The 16700-nt window shown below is 61.2% G+C and carries 16 protein-coding genes; 6 read left to right on the forward strand and 10 right to left on the reverse strand.

From position 1 onward, the window contains the following. Positions 1 to 39: 39 nt before the first annotated feature. The 3 genes from glnL to glnA form a co-directional block, all read right to left on the reverse strand. Positions 40 to 1131 carry a nitrogen regulation protein NR(II) gene (glnL, locus tag ACQ4WM_RS12320; protein WP_436546956.1) on the reverse strand — a complete coding sequence of 364 codons (1092 nt, stop codon included), beginning with the start codon at positions 1129 to 1131 and terminating at the stop codon, positions 40 to 42. Then, on the reverse strand, positions 1128 to 1628 hold the full coding sequence (locus ACQ4WM_RS12325; protein ID WP_436546957.1) for a DUF4124 domain-containing protein: 501 nt from the start codon (positions 1626 to 1628) through the stop codon (positions 1128 to 1130). The genes glnL and ACQ4WM_RS12325 overlap by 4 nt, the downstream gene beginning before the upstream one ends. A 140-nt stretch (positions 1629 to 1768) precedes the next feature. Next, complete coding sequence (gene glnA, locus ACQ4WM_RS12330) at positions 1769 to 3184, reverse strand: type I glutamate--ammonia ligase (RefSeq protein ID WP_065307351.1); 1416 nt, start codon at positions 3182 to 3184, stop codon at positions 1769 to 1771. A 381-nt stretch (positions 3185 to 3565) separates the two neighbouring features. Between glnA and ACQ4WM_RS12335 the strand changes: the two genes are divergently transcribed. The 3 genes from ACQ4WM_RS12335 (at position 3566) to ACQ4WM_RS12345 (ending at position 4792) form a co-directional block, all read left to right on the forward strand. After that, complete coding sequence (locus ACQ4WM_RS12335; RefSeq protein WP_436546958.1) at positions 3566 to 4027, forward strand: rhodanese-like domain-containing protein; 462 nt, start codon at positions 3566 to 3568, stop codon at positions 4025 to 4027. A 259-nt stretch (positions 4028 to 4286) separates the two neighbouring features. After that, the gene (locus tag ACQ4WM_RS12340) at positions 4287 to 4508 is read left to right on the forward strand and encodes a type II toxin-antitoxin system RelE/ParE family toxin (protein WP_436546959.1); all 222 of its coding nucleotides are present in this window, start codon (positions 4287 to 4289) and stop codon (positions 4506 to 4508) included. Continuing rightward, positions 4508 to 4792 carry a Fis family transcriptional regulator gene (locus tag ACQ4WM_RS12345; RefSeq protein ID WP_436546960.1) on the forward strand — a complete coding sequence of 95 codons (285 nt, stop codon included), beginning with the start codon at positions 4508 to 4510 and terminating at the stop codon, positions 4790 to 4792. The genes ACQ4WM_RS12340 and ACQ4WM_RS12345 overlap by 1 nt, the downstream gene beginning before the upstream one ends. Here the strand turns inward: ACQ4WM_RS12345 and ACQ4WM_RS12350 are convergent. After that, entirely contained in the window at positions 4779 to 6125 is a 1347-nt protein-coding gene (locus ACQ4WM_RS12350; RefSeq protein WP_436546961.1) for a TAXI family TRAP transporter solute-binding subunit, read from the reverse strand. The genes ACQ4WM_RS12345 and ACQ4WM_RS12350 overlap by 14 nt on opposite strands. 107 nt (positions 6126 to 6232) lie before the next feature. Between ACQ4WM_RS12350 and ACQ4WM_RS12355 the strand changes: the two genes are divergently transcribed. After that, complete coding sequence (locus ACQ4WM_RS12355; RefSeq protein ID WP_436546962.1) at positions 6233 to 6838, forward strand: glutathione S-transferase family protein; 606 nt, start codon at positions 6233 to 6235, stop codon at positions 6836 to 6838. Here ACQ4WM_RS12355 and ACQ4WM_RS12360 read toward each other — a convergent pair. From ACQ4WM_RS12360 to ACQ4WM_RS12370, 3 genes are all read right to left on the reverse strand, one after another. Next, a complete protein-coding gene (locus ACQ4WM_RS12360; RefSeq protein ID WP_436546963.1) occupies positions 6835 to 10230 on the reverse strand; it encodes a transglycosylase domain-containing protein in 3396 nt (1131 codons plus the stop codon). The genes ACQ4WM_RS12355 and ACQ4WM_RS12360 overlap by 4 nt on opposite strands. A gap of 370 nt (positions 10231 to 10600) precedes the next feature. After that, entirely contained in the window at positions 10601 to 11386 is a 786-nt protein-coding gene (locus ACQ4WM_RS12365) for a competence/damage-inducible protein A (RefSeq protein ID WP_436546964.1), read from the reverse strand. A 28-nt stretch (positions 11387 to 11414) separates the two neighbouring features. Continuing rightward, positions 11415 to 12242: an EI24 domain-containing protein gene (locus tag ACQ4WM_RS12370; RefSeq protein WP_436546965.1), complete on the reverse strand. Its 828-nt coding sequence runs from the start codon at positions 12240 to 12242 to the stop codon at positions 11415 to 11417. A 186-nt stretch (positions 12243 to 12428) separates the two neighbouring features. On the opposite strand from ACQ4WM_RS12370, the gene ACQ4WM_RS12375 reads away from it, so the two are divergent. Both ACQ4WM_RS12375 and ACQ4WM_RS12380 read left to right on the forward strand, forming a co-directional pair. Beyond that, positions 12429 to 12785 (forward strand): FKBP-type peptidyl-prolyl cis-trans isomerase, encoded by a 357-nt coding sequence (locus ACQ4WM_RS12375; protein WP_436546966.1) that lies wholly within the window; start codon positions 12429 to 12431, stop codon positions 12783 to 12785. 177 nt (positions 12786 to 12962) lie between these two features. Next, on the forward strand, positions 12963 to 13217 hold the full coding sequence (locus ACQ4WM_RS12380) for an acyl-CoA-binding protein (protein WP_436546967.1): 255 nt from the start codon (positions 12963 to 12965) through the stop codon (positions 13215 to 13217). A gap of 77 nt (positions 13218 to 13294) precedes the next feature. Here ACQ4WM_RS12380 and proX read toward each other — a convergent pair whose 3' ends face one another. The 3 genes from proX to proV are packed head-to-tail and all read right to left on the reverse strand — an operon-like array spanning position 13295 to position 16697. Next, positions 13295 to 14344 carry a glycine betaine/L-proline ABC transporter substrate-binding protein ProX gene (proX, locus tag ACQ4WM_RS12385; RefSeq protein ID WP_436546968.1) on the reverse strand — a complete coding sequence of 350 codons (1050 nt, stop codon included), beginning with the start codon at positions 14342 to 14344 and terminating at the stop codon, positions 13295 to 13297. A gap of 26 nt (positions 14345 to 14370) precedes the next feature. Continuing rightward, positions 14371 to 15465 carry a glycine betaine/L-proline ABC transporter permease ProW gene (proW, locus tag ACQ4WM_RS12390; RefSeq protein ID WP_436546969.1) on the reverse strand — a complete coding sequence of 365 codons (1095 nt, stop codon included), beginning with the start codon at positions 15463 to 15465 and terminating at the stop codon, positions 14371 to 14373. Continuing rightward, the gene (gene proV, locus ACQ4WM_RS12395; RefSeq protein WP_436546970.1) at positions 15462 to 16697 is read right to left on the reverse strand and encodes a glycine betaine/L-proline ABC transporter ATP-binding protein ProV; all 1236 of its coding nucleotides are present in this window, start codon (positions 16695 to 16697) and stop codon (positions 15462 to 15464) included. The genes proW and proV overlap by 4 nt, the downstream gene beginning before the upstream one ends. Positions 16698 to 16700 lie beyond the last annotated feature (3 nt).

Raw genomic sequence — 16700 nt, forward strand, 5'->3', positions numbered from 1 at the left:
ATTTCATGAGTGGGATACGACGGCAGGTGCTTCCCACGCTTATGGCAAAGGTAAAACAATCCTGAAATCGGTATATCCAGGCCGGCTTTCGCATTCGATCACGCCCAGGTGCTGTTGCACGAAGGTCTGTGCCAAGGTCAGTCCCAATCCGCTGCCGCCTTCCCGTCCCGACACCAGCGGGTAGAAAATCCGGTCACGGATCTGGGGTGCGATGCCCGGTCCATTGTCAATGATATGCAAGTCTAATGCCAGGCCGTAGCGAACCTTGGCCAACGTCACCTGGCGCGCCACGCGCGTCTTGAAAATCAGCTCCGCGTCGCCCGCTTCTATCCGTTCGGACAGCGCTTGCGCCGCGTTGTGGGCAATGTTGAGCACGGTCTGTATCAGTTGCTCCTTGTCGCCACGAAACTCGGGAATCGACGCATCATAGTCGCGCAAGATCGTCAGGCCGCTGGGAAACTCGGCCAGGATCAGGCTGCGCACGCGCTCGCATACTTCGTGGATATTCACGTCGCCGACGATATGCGGGCGACGGTGCGGCGCCAGCAGGCGGTCGACCAGGGTTTGCAGACGGTCCGCTTCCTTGATGATGACCTGCGTGTATTCGCGCAACTCACTGAGGTGCAGCGCCGGCAATTCGAGTTCCAGCAGCTGCGCCGCGCCGCGGATGCCGCCCAGCGGGTTCTTGATTTCATGCGCCAGGTTGCGGATCAGCTCCTTGTTGACCTGGCTCTGGTCGAGGATGCGCTCTTCGCGGTCCAGCTTCAGTTGCTGCACGTTTTCACGCAGCTCGATCAGGATGCTGTCCTCGGGGCCGTCCAGCGCGCTGATAATGCTGTGCACGCGCAAAGGGTCGCGCCCGATGCGCTCCAGGCTCAGGTCCTGGCGCAGGTCGGAAAACTTGTGTTCGCGCGCCTGGGCACAGATGCCGGCCAGCTCCTCGGGATTGATGAACAAGGCCGTCAACTTTTGCCGCGACAGCGCTTTCAGCGAACTTTCCAGCAAGTTTTCCGCCGCCGCATTGGCGTAGCTGATGCGGCCGTCCTGGTCGAGCACGATCACGGCCGAGGCCAGCAGGTCCAGCCCGGCCAGATGGGGTGGACGGCGTGCGGGAGTAGTGGAATCAGTCATCGGATATTCGCAATCTCACGTTTCAAGGCCTCGACGTTTTGCTGCGTCCGGCCGAGGTTGTCTTTCAGTTGGGCTACCCGCTCCAGGTATTTCGCATAGTTGCGCTCGTTACCCTGGCGTTCGGGCTGGCCCTCGTTCAATTCCTGGCGCTGCGCCGCCAGCTTCTGCTCTTCGCTGCGCAGCTCGTCTTGCAGTATCTGTCGCCGGTCCAGGTCGCGCGCGCGCTGTTCAGCGCCATCGACACGGGGAAAGGCGGTGGCCGGCGTAGCGCCAGCCTGGGCTGGCGGCCTGGCGTTTGGTGCGGCCGGCGGTGCGCTCCTGCGCGGCGGCTCCGTCATGGCGCCGGGCAAATCGAGCAGCTTGCACGCCGCGTTTTCGCGCTTGTCGGTATAGGTTTTATGGCCCTGGGCATCACTGCAGACATACAATTGCCCATGCGCCAAGCTGGCAGCGCCCAGCAAGGCTGCTGCCAGCGCCATCCTGTATTGCTTGTTCACTTTCCACTCCTGTCAGCTCTCACGGTACCGGGCCGACTATACAACATCATGCCTGCGTGCCCATGAAAAAACGCGGGGAAGACCGAAAGCCTCACCCCGCGTTTTGGTTGCTTGCCAGCAGTGTTGCCGGCATCACGCCATTACAGCGAGTAGTACATGTCGAACTCGGCAGGATGCGTGGTCATGCGCATGCGCTGCACGTCCTGCATTTTCAGTTCCAGGTAAGCATCGATCATGGAATCGCTGAACACGCCGCCACGGGTCAGGAACTCGCGGTCCTTGTCCAGTGCGTCCAGGGCTTCTTCCAGCGAAGCGCAGACGGTAGGGATCAGTGCATCTTCCTCAGGCGGCAGATGGTACAGATCTTTGGAGGCGGCTTCGCCCGGATGGATCTTGTTGGCAACACCGTCCAGGCCGGCCATCAGCAGTGCGGCGAAGCACAGGTATGGGTTGGCCAGTGGATCCGGGAAACGTGCTTCGACGCGGCGGCCTTTTGGATTGGCGACGTGCGGAATACGGATCGAGGCGGAACGGTTTTTCGCCGAGTACGCCAGTTTCACCGGTGCTTCGTAGCCTGGAACCAGGCGCTTGTACGAGTTGGTGCCCGGGTTGGTGATCGCGTTCAGTGCCTTGGCGTGCTTGATGATGCCGCCGATGTAGTACAGGGCGAAATCGGACAGGCCGGCATAGCCATCGCCAGCGAACAGGTTCTTGCCGTCTTTCCATACCGACTGGTGCACGTGCATGCCCGAACCGTTGTCGCCAACGATAGGTTTCGGCATGAAGGTGGCGGTCTTGCCATAGCTGTGGGCCACGTTCCAGACCACGTATTTCAGGTTCTGCGTCCAGTCGGCGCGCTCGACCAGGGTCGAGAATTTGGTGCCGATTTCGTTCTGGCCGGCGCCAGCGACTTCATGGTGGTGCACTTCGACCGGGATGCCCAGGGACTCCAGAATCAGGCACATTTCCGAACGCATGTCCTGGAAGCTGTCCACTGGTGGCACCGGGAAGTAGCCGCCCTTGACGGTAGGACGGTGGCCGCTGTTGCCGCCTTCGATGTCCTTGCCGGTCGACCACGAACCTTCGTCCGAACCAATCTTGACGAAGCAGCCCGACATGTCGATTTTCCAGCGCACGCTGTCGAAGATGAAGAATTCTGGCTCAGGGCCGAAGTAGGCGGTGTCGCCCATGCCCGACGATTTCAGATAGGCTTCGGCGCGTTTCGCGATCGAGCGCGGGTCGCGGTCGTAGCCCTTGCCGTCCGACGGTTCGATCACGTCGCACTGCATGAACAGGGTGGTTTCTTCCATGAACGGGTCGATATTGGCGGTGCTTGGATCCGGCAGCAAAATCATGTCGGACGCTTCAATGCCCTTCCAGCCAGCGATCGAGGAGCCGTCGAAGGCGTGACCCGATTCAAATTTGTCCATGTCGAAGTGCGACACGGGCACCGTTACATGCTGCTCTTTACCACGGGTGTCGGCAAAGCGGAAATCAACGAATTTGACTTCGTTCTCTTCTACCATCTTCAAGACTTCTGCGGCTGTCATTGCCATGCGTATCTCCTAAATGAATGTGGGGTGAGCCGACCCGAATGCGTCTGGGCTGATGCTGCCAAGCAAAGATTGCGTGCGACCAAAACTCACAGGGATCATAGCAGATTCCATGCCAGCGTCTAAGTCGCCAGGGCCGGTATCGCAATACCAAGGCTATCCCTGTGAAAGTTTCATCAGGTCTAATTTTTTGTGTGTATAGGGATAAATAAAAATGCACCATGCAAGTGCGAAAGATAAATAATGCACCAATTTGTGACATTTTCTTTGAAAACATAGAAAACGCCACATCATGGTGCACCCGGCGCTGTCGTTTGCGGTGCGTCGCCGGCGCACTATAATGACCCACAGTCGTCCACACCGATTCCCACACAGGAGCACATCATGAGCACCGCAGCCGAAATCCTGAACCTTGCCCGCAGCCGTGCCAACGAGGGTACGCCGTATGCTGGCGCCGTCACGCCGAGGGAAGCCTACGAGTTGCTGCAACTGGACCCGGCCGTCAAGCTGATCGACGTGCGCACCAATGCCGAGCGCGACTGGGTCGGACGGGTCGATATCGCCGACACCCAGCATGGCGCGGTACAGTGGGCCACCTATCCGGGCGGCGTACCCAATCCCGACTTCGTGCAGCAACTGGCCGGCCAGGCCGGCCAGGACACCATATTGCTGTTCCTGTGCCGTTCCGGCGTGCGCTCGCGCCACGCGGCCAAGCTGGCCACCGAACATGGCTACGCCAGCAGCTACGACATCCTGGAAGGCTTTGAAGGCGACAAGGACGCCGATGGCCACCGCAAGGAAATCGGCGGCTGGTGCAAGGCCGGCTTGCCCTGGCTGGGTGCCTGAACACACAAGGTGTTTGACATGACCAGCCATCACCTGCGCTGAGATCGCTTATAACCATCCATGGCCACTGGTTCAAGTGGCGCAAATACTCCTTGCGAAATAGTACCTTTTATAGTACAAAATTGAGGTGCGTCATGGATGGCTCCCAATTGAAGCAGATAAGCTTGCTGTTCTATGCGAACGGCAATGACAGCGAACCGGTGGCGACTGGCTCAAGTGCCTGCCTGCCGTCGAACGCCAGATAATCGGGCAAGACCTGATGCATGCACAGTGGCGCTGGCCCGCCGGCATGCCGCTGTGCCGGCATCTCGGGCAGGGCTTGTGTGAAATTCGCAGCAGCCTGCCCGGCAAACGCATCGCCCGTGTATTGATCTGCCAGCATGGCGACTGCCTGGTGGCGCTGCACGGTTTTATAAAGAAAAGCCGTACCACGCCGATTGATGACCTGGCGCTGGCGCGCAAAGGACTGAAGGAACTGTGATGACCCAAGCGCATCCCCATCTCGGCAGCAGTCTCGACGATTTCCTCAAGGAAGAAGGCATTTTTGAGCAAACGCAAACCCAGGCCATCAAGGAAGTAATCGCCTGGCAATTGACGCAAGCGATGCAGGAACAATCGCTGTCGAAAACCCGCATGGCTGCGATGCTGCAAACGAGCCGCTCGCAGCTCGACCGCCTGCTCGACCCCACCAGCGACGTGACTCTGTCCACCCTGGAGCGGGCCGCCGCGCTGGTCGGGCGCAAGCTGTCAGTTACTCTGGTATAACCGCTGGCGCATGCTCGCCCATCAGTGTCAAGACGCGTTTGCGCACGAAATTGATATGGCTGCGCAAACCGTATAGCCCATCGGCAAACGACAGCGGAATCGAAATCTGGTTGACCATCTCTTCGATCTCGTCCAGGCGTTTCAATTGCTCTGCGTACACCTGCGGGCGGCGCACCAAAGGCACATTTTCCAGCGCCTGCTCCACCGTGCGCAACTGCCCGTACCAGCGGTACACGCGCGAACGGATGCGCCATACATACAGCGGCGGCACCACGCGCGACAGCGGCAGGATCAAAGCCCCCAGCGCCACCACGACTACCCACATGCGGTCAAAGAAATTGGCCAGCCAGAAACTCATGTAGCGCTGCAGTACCGGTGCGCCATCCTTGTAGAATTTCAGCGCTTCGGGCGCCACCGGAATTTCCGTGTAGCGCGCCGACGGAAACTGCCCCTGCTGCTGGAACCAGCCGGTGCCGCCATGGATCGCGGCGGCCGCCTGCACGAACAGGTCGACCAGCGCCGGATGCAGGTCTTCGCGCGCCACCAGGGTGGCGGTCGGCGCGATCAGCTGATAATCCTGGGCCGGGATATTGCGCCCCAGGTCGACGATGCCGCGCGGCAGCACCACATGCGTCAAAAATGGCAAACGCCGCGTGTAGGCTTCGGCCTGGGAAAAATCGAACAGCCGGATACCCGGCGTTTGCAGCAGCATCTGGATCAACGGCGCTTCCGGCGCCGAGCTGAACACCAGGCCATCGATGCGCCCTTCCAGCAGTTCCACCGTGGCTGGCGTGTTTTGCAGCGCGCCGGTGGTCAGTTCATTTGGCTCGACGCCATTGACAGCCAGCAATTGCCGGAACAAGCCCGGCACGCCCGTGCCTTCCGGCCCCAGGTTGATCTTCATGCCGCGCAATTGCGTCAGCTCCGTGACCGCCTTGTCTTCGCGCAAAAACAGCCAGACCGGCTCCGTAAACAGACTGCCCAGGGAAATCAGGCCATGGCGCTCGGCATCAGCGTGTTCGGTCGAGCCGCTTTGCACAAAGGCGATGTCGGTCGTACCGGCGTTCAGGCGCTGCAGGTTTTCCTGCGAGCCCAGCGAGGGCTGCAAGCTGACCTTGATGCCGTGCTTGGCCAGGGTGGCAGCGTATTGCTTGGCGAACTCTTCGTAGGCACTGTTGTCCTGTCCGGTCGACAGCCTGACCTGGCGCGGCGGCGCCGGATCGACCAGCCAGTAGGCCAGCGCGCAGACAGCGGCGATCAGCAACAAGGTGGGGCCGGCGGCGGCGAGAAAGTCGCGTACGGAAAAACGGCTGAACGCGAGGATTTTGGTCATATGGTGGCGCATGGGTTTCATGGGGGGCTACCATGCCAACAAATGCGCAACTATGCAAGCGCCGCCTGCGCTACAGTGGTAACTCCATCCCATATACGGAGCCCCGCATGCTGACAATTCTCGGAAAAGCCGCCTCGATCAATGTCCGCAAGGTCTTGTGGACCTGCGAAGAACTGAATTTGCCCTATGAACGCGAGGACTGGGGCAGCGGCTTCAAGGCGACCAGCGAGCCGGACTTCCTGGCGCTCAATCCGAACGCCATGGTACCGGTGCTGGTCGATGATGATCTGGTGCTGTGGGAGTCGAACACCATCTGCCGCTACCTGTGTGCGCGCGAAAGCCGCGACGACCTGCTGCCGCTGAAGCCGCGCGAGCGTGCCCAGGTGGAAAAATGGATGGACTGGCAGATGGGTGAGCTGAACAACTCCTGGCGCTACGCCTTCATGTCGCTGGTGCGCCAGAGTCCGGCACACCAGGATACGGCGCTGCTGGCGGCCGGCATTGCCGGCTGGAACGCGATGATGGGTGTGCTGGAACAGCAGCTGCAGCGCACCGGCGCGCATGTCTGCGGCGAGCGCTTCACTTTGGCCGATATCGTGCTGGGCTTGTCGGTCAAGCGCTGGCTGATGGCGCCGATGGCGCGGCCCGATTATCCGGCAATCGCCGCCTATCATGCGCGCCTGGCGCACAAGACGGCGGCGTTTGCAGGCTAATCGGCAGCCTGTTTGGCTGGCTGCTTGGCTGGCTGTTTCTGCGGCTGTTTCTCCGGATGCTTGGCTGCCGGCTTGACGGGCGGCTTCTCCGGATGCTTGGCTGCCGGCTTGACGGGCGGCTTCTCCGGATGCTTGGCCGCCTGCTTGACAGGCTGCGTGGCCGGCGGCTTGACTGCCCGCTTCGCTGCCTGTTCGGCCGGCGGTTTGACTGCCGGCTTGGCTGCCTGTGCAAGCGGCGGCTTGGCCACCGGGACGACCGGCGGTTTCACCGCAGCACGCACTGGTGCGTCCGGGTCAATCAGCGGCATCAGGCTGGGCGCCAGCGAGACCAGCAACTGCACCGGCAAGGCACTGGTGAAGTCGTAGTTTTTCGACTCCGGCCCGCGCACATAAGCGGTCATGCTGCCGTAGAAACGCTCGCCGATATTGAAGACAAACGTTGCCGAACGGTTCACGTAGCGCGACTCGATCAGCCGGCCACCGGCGCCATACACATCAAAGCGCTGGTCGCCGGTACCGGTCTTGCCGCCGACCGGGATCGGCAGGCCGTCGGCGCCGATAAATGCGGTTTTTGCGCGCTTGGCGGTACCGTCCGAGACCACTGCACGGATCGCCTTGGCCACCGCGCGCGCCACCTCCGGCGACAGCACCTGCTCGGCCTTGGCGTTGGCGGAGCGCTTGACCATGGTGTCATACGGCGTGTTGGCGGCAAAATGCATGGAGTCGATGCGCACGCTTGGTTTGCGCACGCCGTCATTGATGATAATGCCCATCAATTCGGCCAGCGAAGCGGGACGGTCGGCCGAGGCACCGAGGGTGGTGGCAAACGACGGCACCAGCGAATCAAACGGATAACCCATTTTTTTCCACTGGCGGTGGATTTCCAGGAAACCTTCGACTTCCAGCAAGTCGGCGATGCGGCGGTCCTGCGCATGCTTGCGATGCGTATTGAACAGCCATTTGTACACTTCCTGGCGCTGCTTCTCGCTTGCAGTCACCATCTGCGACAAGGTCGCGCCCGGGTTCTGGCGCAAAAAGGCGACCATCCACAGTTCCAGCGGATGGACATTGGCCAGGTAGCCACGATCGGCCAGCGACCAGTTTTCCATCGCATACTGATCGTACAATTTGGCCGCGCGCTCGGGAGGCACTTCGTTCTGCGACGTCAGGTTGACGTTCAGGAAATCGGCAAACTCGGCCTGCGTGCCTTTCGGATTGATGGTGCGATAGATATTGGCCAGGCGCACCGGCGTCGGACGTATGCTCGCCAGCAAGACCTTCTCCTGCTCATCGACGCTCTTGCCACGGTACTTCTGGTAGAAGCGGTGCAAAAATTCGCGCCCTTCCTTGTCGGCAAAGCGGCTCAGGTACTGGGCCCGGCGCGGATCGTCGGCGTCCGCCAGCAGCGAGGCCGACGAATCGGGACGCGAGAACATATAGTAGCGCGCCACGTCGCGCATCAAACGCACGAACACCAGGTTGGTCGACTGCTGCAAGGCGTGCTGCACCGTCATGATGCGGCTGTCGTCGAGCTTCGAGAAGTTGCCGAAGTGATGCAGGCCACCGCCCGTGAAAAAGCCTTCAGCGGGGTTGCCCGAATACTGGCGCTCCATCGCCGCTGCCAGCATGTCCGGCAGGTTGCGCGCCTCGCCCAGCGGTTTCGAGGCCAGATAGGCAACACCCCACTGCGTCAGCATGTCCTTCGGATCGACGGCCACCTTGGCCAGCTCGCCGGACGACATGGCGCCATAGCGCTTTTGCAGCTGGTCAATAATGTCGAGGTAGCTGACCAGGGTGCGCAGCTTGGCGGTGGAACCGAGGTCAAGCTTGGCGCCCTCGTTGATGTCGAGCGGCTGGTCGAAGTTATCGGTCTGCACGCGCAGCAAATTGGCCTTGTCGCCCTTTTCCAGCAAGGTAAAGCTGTACACCACATTGGCCGGGTCGCCATTGCCCAGCATGCCCTTGCCCGTCAGGCCGGCCGCTTTCGCCATTTCCGGGTCGCGCAGTTCGCGCAGCACCTTCGTCACCTCATTTTGAGCCTGCGCGTCGAGCGTGCTGACCACACTCAGGTCCAGGCGGTCGAGGTTGTACAGGCGCGGGTCGCCCAGCATGCTGGCCAGGTGGTTGCGCACCGCATTCGAGGCCTTGCGCGTGACAAACGAGGTGGCAGCTTCCGACTGCACGCCGGATGCTGTCGAAGGGCGCAGCGGCTGGGCCATGGCGGCGTCGCGCAGCTGCGGCGTGATCACGCCGGCCTGCGCCAGCAGGCGCAAGTGACTGTTGGTCAGGGCTTCGAGGTCGGCCCCGCCGGCCACCAGGTAATGCGAAGGACGGCGCTGCGCGATCAACAGGCTCAGCGCCTGTTTGTAGGCCAGCGCGCTGCCCGGCTGGTCCAGCTTGGCATTGAGCTGCCGCTTGACTTCGTCGAAGTTGCGGCCATACCAGACCCACATGCCGTCGCCGATACCGTTGACTTCGCCAAAACCGCTTTTTGCCGACAGCGGCACGGTATTGAGGTAATTGACAACGATCTTGCGCCGCACGGCCATGGTGTTTTCGCCATCCTGGTACGAGCGCAGGCTGGCCGACAGCATCTGCAGCAGCTTGTCTTTCATGGAACTGGTGCGGCCGTCTTCCGAATGGCGGTATTTTTCGATCTGCGTGGCCAGCGTGCTGCCGCCGCCGCCGCGATGGCCGCCGACCATGTTCAAGCCCTTGTCCAGCACGGCCTTGCTCAGGCGGTCCCACTCGACGGCAGGATTGCGCTCGGGCGTGCCCGGGTCGAGCAATTCGCGGTTCTCGATGAACAGCAGGCTTTGCACCAGCGCTGGCGGCGCCTCGGCAAAACTGTTGAAGGCGCGCTCGGGATAAACGGCCGAAAACAGCGGCGCGGCGCGCCAGTCGAGGATGGTCAGGCCGGCGCGGTTTTTTTCATGGTAGGTGGCGAACACACCCATGTCGGCCAGCTCCACCATTTTCGGCGACATGCGCGCCTGCGCCGTGACGGTATAGTCGCGCGCATTGAGCTTGCCGATAAAGTCGGGCAGGCTGGCATAACCGAGCCGCTCGTCATAAGGTCCGTGCTGCGGATAGCGCATCGCGCCGGCGGGGCTGGCGCCCGGCTCGACCTTGTAGCTCAGCTGGCGGCTCAGGCGGCTGAAAAATTCTGCCTGCAATGCCGAGCTGCGCACTTCGCGCACGACCAACCAGGCGATGCCGGCAATCAGCGCCAGCACGATCAGCAGGAAGATCGGCCAGACGCGCGAACGGCGTTTCCTGGGCGGCGCGGCCGGCGGCGGTACGTCGGGATCGGCTACAGTTGCCTGGATCGGTTCCGGATCGGATGGTGGCCGTACTTGCGCATGGGCCAAATTGTCGCCTGTGTCTTTCATGGGGTGCTGGGGGAAGTTTGAGTAAGATCGGGGTTGGCGCAAACCAGGCGGCTACGGCAAATGCAGCCGGCGTGCTCTGCGCAAGATAAGACGATGGCCAGGCGGGGCCGGTAACGATGCAGCTTGCTTGACATGATATCCAGACCGGTGAATCAACAAAATGCCGCTGTGCGAGCATGGCGGCAATGACGTGCAGTCATGCTTACCATTGCACCACAACGGCATGACAAGGATGGACGGGCGCGCACAAAAATTTTTCCAGACTGAGGATTTTCGCCAAAAAACAACGTCCGGTGTGTACGCTTGCGTACATAGCTGCAAGGTGGCTCTGCGCCGGACGGCAAAACGCCCGGCGCCGCTGTCGCAGGAGTCAGATGGTGTGGTATTCAGCGCCCAGCGTGTCGAGCGCGGCGCGCATGTCGGCAAACGCGCTGGCAGCCTGGCCCGGTTCGCCTTTCACGCCCAATTCGATATGGCGGCGCGTCTGCGCGTCGCCCACGCTGGGCAGGCTGAATACCTTGATCAAAGGGAACTGCGCTTCGAGCTTCACCATCAGCGGCGTCAGCAAGGACTCGGCTGTTTCATACACCAGCAGCGCATGTTCAGCATGCGGCACCTGATTGAACAGGTGGGCGTAGTGCGTGTCGAGCACCCATTCGATCATCGGCCACGACATGACAGGGAAACCGGGCACGAAATAATGCTCGCGCACGGCAAAACCGGCAATCTTGTTGTACGGATTCGGGATCAGCTCGGCGCCCTCGGCAAACTCGGCCATTTTCAGACGGTGCAGGTTTTCCGGCGATTCCAGGTCGACCGCCACGCCCGCCTCGGCGCCCATTTCCGTGATGCGCTGCTGGATGTTCAACTTGCCTTGCGGGTGCAATACCAGCGGCAGGCCCAAAGCGGTTGCCGCCGCCTGGCGCGTATGGTCGTCCGGGGTGGCGCCGATGCCGCCAAAGCACAGCACGATGTCGCCGCTGGCAAAGGTACGCTTGAGCAAGGCGACGATGCGCTCCGGCTCGTCACCCACATATTCCGCCCAGCTCAGCTGCAAGCCGCGCGCCTTGAGCAATTGCACCACTTTCGGGAAATGCTGGTCGGTGCGCTTGCCCGACAGGATTTCGTCGCCAATGATGATCAGTCCGATAGCCATGTCACTCCTTGTTCGATTCGATATGAGGTTACGCGTCGGCCGCCGGCACATCCTGCATGCCGCGCACGCCACGCAGCGCCGCCAGCGCTTCCAGGCAGTAGTACTGGAACCACAGGCCGGTGAAAATAAAGATCAGCACATACAGCCAGATGGCGAACCCCGCCAGGAACGGAAAGAACACCACCGACATCACGCCGCCCATCCACAGCATGCCGGGCACGGCGCCGGCCACACCGGAGACCAGGCCGATCACGAACAGCTGCGTGCGGTGCGCGCGCATGATGGCCTGGCGCTCTTCCACGCTGGCGTAGTCAGCCATCGCGTCATACGCCATCACGCGGTAGGTCAGCCAGCCCCACAGCACGGCCTGGCCCACCAGCGCCGCCGGTGGAAACGCATACAGCGGCAGCATCACCACCCAGGCCAGAATGAACAACAAGAACGTAGCCAGCGAAGTACCGACGCTGCCCAGCACGCTGCCGCCATGCTTTTGTTCCAACTGCGGAAAATGCCGGCCGCCCACATGGCGCGCAATCGCCGGCATGGCGAACAGGCCCATGAAGATCAGCGCCGTCAGTATCATCAGCGGCAGCAGCATGAACATGGCGATCAACGGCACGATCACGGCTTTCAGCATGCCAAGGCCAAAGGTACTCAGCACGGCGCTGCTGGTGCGGAAGAAATCGTATTCGGTAAACCAGGCGTGCAGGCTGTCGATCAGCGGCTGCAGGCCGAACCACAGCAAGGCGCCCCACAGCAGCAGCGACAGCAAAAAAGGCAGCGCGCTCAGCAGCAGCATCTTGCCATGCAGCTGGGACAGCAGCGCACGGCCATAGGAATTGATTACATTGCGCATCAGGGCGTCCCTTCATGTACGTCGTCAAACAAAACGGTGCGAGGCGCGATGATAGCAATAATCGACGACACACTGATGACAAAAATGGTCGAGGGCGGTGGCGGCAGGCACGATAACGCGCAGCGTGGCGCATTCGCGGCCCATGCTCTACAATCTGTAGCTTTTATCGTCACTACAAGGAATATCATGTCCATCACCACCACCGCCTCCGGCCTGCAATACACGGACACCGTGATCGGCGAAGGCGCCGAAGCCAAAGCCGGCAACAATGTTGTCGTGCACTACACTGGCTGGCTGCAAAACGACGACGGCAGCGCCGGTTCGAAATTTGATTCGAGCAAGGACCGCAACGATCCATTCGAATTCCCGCTGGGCGCAGGCCGCGTCATCCAGGGCTGGGACGAAGGCGTGCAAGGCATGAAAGTCGGCGGCAAGCGCCAGCTGATCATTCCTGCAGCACTGGGCTATGGCGCACGCGGCGCCGGCGGCGTGATTCCACCGAACGCCACCCTGATTTTCGACGTCGAACTGCTGGGCGTGTAATTGCCCCTTCAGCCGCACCATGCGCCGCCTTTTCAGGCGGCGTTTTTTTGAGGCGGCCCTCTAATGCGCCGCGCGGTTTTTTTACTATGATGTCAGGCACCGCGGCAGGCACGGTGGCCACTCCGCCGCACTGCCGCTTGACCGTTACAGTGATCCACCCAGCATTGAGGAGACTATATGACCCTGCAAGAGCAATTCGACCAAGCCCAGCTCGATTCCAAGACCCTGTCCGAACGTCCGGACAATATGACCTTGCTGAAAATTTATGCCCTGTTCAAGCAAGCGTCCAGCGGCGACGCCACCGGTGACCGTCCTGGCATGACCGATTTCGTCGGCCGCGCCAAGTTCGACGCCTGGGCTGCCCTGGCCGGCACCTCGAAAGAGGACGCGCAACAGCAGTACATTGATCTGATCGAAGATCTGAAAGACTAAGCTACGCGTTCTGGCAACAGGCGACTAACGCAATAATGCAAAAATGGCTGCCACAGGCAGCCATTTTTGCTTGAAACTTATTTCTTGGCAGCCGCCAGTGCTTGCGCGATCCAGCCGTCAAATGTCTTCTGGTGGAACTTGATCCAGCCAGCCGTATGGCGGGCGATATCGGCTTGGGTGTTTTCGCCGCTGCGCATGCGCTCGTTTTGCGCATTGATGTCGGCGATCGGCAAGCGCATGACCTCAAACAGCTTCACGGCCGCCGGGTTTTTCCCGGCCCAGGCACGGTTCACGACGATGCGTGTGGTGTTGACGGCAAAGCCATAATCGCTGCCGTCCATCATGCGGGTATTGGTCTTGTCAGGATTCGACGAGAATGGCACTTTCAGCCATACCACGTCCTTGCCCGGCACCAGCACACCACTGACCCAGTACGGCGTCCACGTGTAGTACAGGATAGGTTCGCCGCGCTTGTAGCGCCCGATGGTATCGGCAATCAAGGCAGAATAGCTGCCCTGCACATGCTGCACGGTATCGCGCAGCTTGTAGGAGTCCATATGGTTTTCAATCATCGCCTCGCAGCCCCAGCCCGGATTGCAACCGGTCAGATCAGCCTTGCCGTCGCCATCGTGATCGAACAGCTTGGCCAGGGTCGGGTCGCGCAGCTGGTCGATATTGGTGATGTGGTACTTCTCGGCCGTCTTTTTGTCGATCAGATAGCCCTGCGCGGCCGGACCCGCATACTGGCCGGTGCGCAGCAGTTTGGCGTCGCCACCGGCATGGTCGTAGTAATCCTTGTGCAGCGGGTCCCAATGCACCGCCAAAAAGGTGGCGTCGCCATTGGCAATGGCGATATGCGCGGTCGGATACTCCACTTCCTTGACCGGCTGCATTTCATAACCGAGTTTTTCCAGCGCGCGCTCGACCAGCATGGTCTGGAAGGTTTCTTCCGCGATCGAGCTTTGCAGCGCCTGCACCTTGATGCCCTTGCCGGGCAGGCTGGCCGCCGGCGTTTGCGCCATGGCCAGGCTGGTACTCAGGGCCAGGGCCGCAATGCCCAGGAACGACAGCCACTGGAACTTGCGTTGCGATTTTTGTGTCACTTTAAAATGTTCAACTTGATGCATGGAATTCCTTTCTTGTTATTTTCTTGTTATTGTGCGGTCGCCAGCGGCGCTGGTGCGGCGTCCTGCGCCGGCTTGCCGCGCACCAGGCGCATCACGAAACCGGCCGGGCCGGTCTGGTACCAGTGACGCACGCCGCGGCGGGGCTGGCCCATCGCTTGCGTCAGACGGTCCAGCGTAATGGCCAGCAGCACGATGCCGAGACCACCAATGGTCGCCAGGCCCATGTCCAGGCGGCCAATGCCGCGCAAGACCATCTGGCCCAGGCCGCCGACGGCAATCATCGAAGCGATCACCACCATCGACAGCGACAGCATCAGCGACTGGTTGATGCCGGCCATGATGTTCGGCATGGCCAGCGGAAACTGTACGCGGGACAGCAGTTGCCATGGCGAGGCGCCATAGGCACGCGCCGCTTCGATCAGGTCGGGACGCACCTGGCGTATGCCGAGGTTGGTCAGGCGTACCAGCGGCGGCAGCGCGAAGATAATCGTGACGATCACACCAGGCGCATTGCCGATACCAAACAGCATCACCACCGGTACCAGGTAAACAAAGGCGGGCGTAGTCTGCATCGCATCGAGCAACGGGCGCAAGATGTTTTGCGCACGGTCGCTGCTGGCCAGGAAAATACCCAGCGGCAAACCGATAATCATGCAGAACACCAGCGAGGTCAGCACCAGCGACAGGGTGATCATGGCTTCCGGCCAGATGCCCAGCATGGACACTACCAGCAGCGCCAGCACGGTGCCGATCGCCAGCGCACGGCTGGTAAATTGCCACGCCAAGAGGCCGATAATGGCGATCACCGTCAGCGACGGCGCCGCCAGCAGCACGTCGCTCACGCCCGTCAGGGTGGCGTCGATCGGCGCACGCACGGCCTGGAAGAAGGGACGGAAATTGGCCACGACCCAGCCCAAACCCTGGTTGATCCAGGCTTCCAGCGGCAGCGAGCCGTCAAAAATTTGCGTCAGGTGAAAGCCGCCGGCGGCGTGTTCAGGCGTGATGGCGGGTGCAGCAGCGTCCAGCCACGAGGTGTCGCCGGGCGCGGATGGCAGCCAGGGATTGATCTGTGTCGTCTGTTCGACGACTGGTTTTACTGCATTGACGGTAGCTGGATTCATGCTTGTCCTTTCTGTAATTGTGGCTCGGCTATGGCTGGCGTATCGCGGTCCAGGAACTTCAGCAAGGTGGTCTTGCTGATGGCGCCACGGAAGCTGCCATCGTTGGCCACCACAGGGACGGCGTAAGGCAGTTGCGCCACCTGGCCGAACAGGCCGGCGACCGGTTCATCGGCATCGATGGTCGTCACATCGGGCAGGTAGGCATGCGCCAGGCCCAGCGGTCCGACATGGCCATCGAGCGCATTGCGCAGCGAGTCGGCCGAAACCACGCCGAGAAACTTGCGCTGTGGGCTGACGACATAGGCATAGGCGCGATCCTGCTCTTCCAGCATCGACAGCGCGGCGCGCGAACCGCGGGCAGGCGACTCGGACACCACGATCTGGCTCTTGCGGGCAATATCGCTGGCCTTGAAGACGGCCGCTGCATCGACGCCGCGCACGAAGTTGCGCACGTAGTCGTTGGCAGGCTTACGCAGGATTTCCTCCGGCGTGCCCACTTGCACCACATGGCCATCTTTCATGATGGCGATGCGGTCGCCGATGCGCATCGCTTCGTCGAGGTCGTGGGAAATAAAGACGATGGTGCGGCGCTTGATCTGTTGCAGGCGCAGCAGTTCCGATTGCATTTCCGTGCGCATGATCGGGTCGAGCGCGGAAAACGCCTCGTCCATCAGCAGGATCGACGGATCGCAGGCCAGCGCACGGGCCAGGCCCACGCGCTGCTGCATGCCACCCGACAATTCGTCAGGGTAGCTGGCACCGTAGCCATCGAGGCCTACCTGCTCCAGTGCCTGCTGGGCCAGCGCATGGCGCTCGGCCTTGGGCATGCCGGCCAGCTCCATGCCAAAGGCGGTATTGTCGAGTACGGTAATTTGCGGCAGCAGCGCGAACGACTGGAACACCATGCTGATGTCCTTGCGGCGCAGCGCGCGCAACTGGGCGTCGGGCAAGGTATTGATGTCGTTGCCGTCGATCAGGATGCGGCCATCGGTCGGCTCGATCAGGCGGTTGAGCATGCGCACCAGGGTCGACTTGCCGGAACCGGACAGGCCCATGATGACGAAGATCTCGCCCGCTTCAATCGTAAAGGTGGCGTCGAATACGCCGATGGTGCAGTCGGTCTGGGCCAGGATATCCTGCTTGCTGGCGCCTTGACGGACCAGTGCCAGGGCTTCTTTCGGCTGGTCGCCAAATACTTTGAATACATGGTCGATAATAATTTGTTTTGCCACGTT

This window comes from Janthinobacterium longum (genome assembly GCF_051380735.1).
In the GTDB taxonomy this organism is placed as follows: domain Bacteria; phylum Pseudomonadota; class Gammaproteobacteria; order Burkholderiales; family Burkholderiaceae_D; genus Janthinobacterium.

Excerpts from the sequence above, each read along its gene's own strand:
- glnL (WP_436546956.1), bottom strand. The coding sequence starts at position 1,131 with ATGACTGATTCCACTACTCCCGCACGCCGTCCACCCCATCTGGCCGGG.
- glnA (WP_065307351.1), bottom strand. The coding sequence starts at position 3,184 with ATGGCAATGACAGCCGCAGAAGTCTTGAAGATGGTAGAAGAGAACGAA.
- ACQ4WM_RS12335 (WP_436546958.1), top strand. The coding sequence starts at position 3,566 with ATGAGCACCGCAGCCGAAATCCTGAACCTTGCCCGCAGCCGTGCCAAC.
- ACQ4WM_RS12340 (WP_436546959.1), top strand. The coding sequence starts at position 4,287 with ATGCATGCACAGTGGCGCTGGCCCGCCGGCATGCCGCTGTGCCGGCAT.
- ACQ4WM_RS12345 (WP_436546960.1), top strand. The coding sequence starts at position 4,508 with ATGACCCAAGCGCATCCCCATCTCGGCAGCAGTCTCGACGATTTCCTC.
- ACQ4WM_RS12350 (WP_436546961.1), bottom strand. The coding sequence starts at position 6,125 with ATGACCAAAATCCTCGCGTTCAGCCGTTTTTCCGTACGCGACTTTCTC.
- ACQ4WM_RS12355 (WP_436546962.1), top strand. The coding sequence starts at position 6,233 with ATGCTGACAATTCTCGGAAAAGCCGCCTCGATCAATGTCCGCAAGGTC.
- ACQ4WM_RS12360 (WP_436546963.1), bottom strand. The coding sequence starts at position 10,230 with ATGAAAGACACAGGCGACAATTTGGCCCATGCGCAAGTACGGCCACCA.
- ACQ4WM_RS12365 (WP_436546964.1), bottom strand. The coding sequence starts at position 11,386 with ATGGCTATCGGACTGATCATCATTGGCGACGAAATCCTGTCGGGCAAG.
- ACQ4WM_RS12370 (WP_436546965.1), bottom strand. The coding sequence starts at position 12,242 with ATGCGCAATGTAATCAATTCCTATGGCCGTGCGCTGCTGTCCCAGCTG.
- ACQ4WM_RS12375 (WP_436546966.1), top strand. The coding sequence starts at position 12,429 with ATGTCCATCACCACCACCGCCTCCGGCCTGCAATACACGGACACCGTG.
- ACQ4WM_RS12380 (WP_436546967.1), top strand. The coding sequence starts at position 12,963 with ATGACCCTGCAAGAGCAATTCGACCAAGCCCAGCTCGATTCCAAGACC.
- proX (WP_436546968.1), bottom strand. The coding sequence starts at position 14,344 with ATGCATCAAGTTGAACATTTTAAAGTGACACAAAAATCGCAACGCAAG.
- proW (WP_436546969.1), bottom strand. The coding sequence starts at position 15,465 with ATGAATCCAGCTACCGTCAATGCAGTAAAACCAGTCGTCGAACAGACG.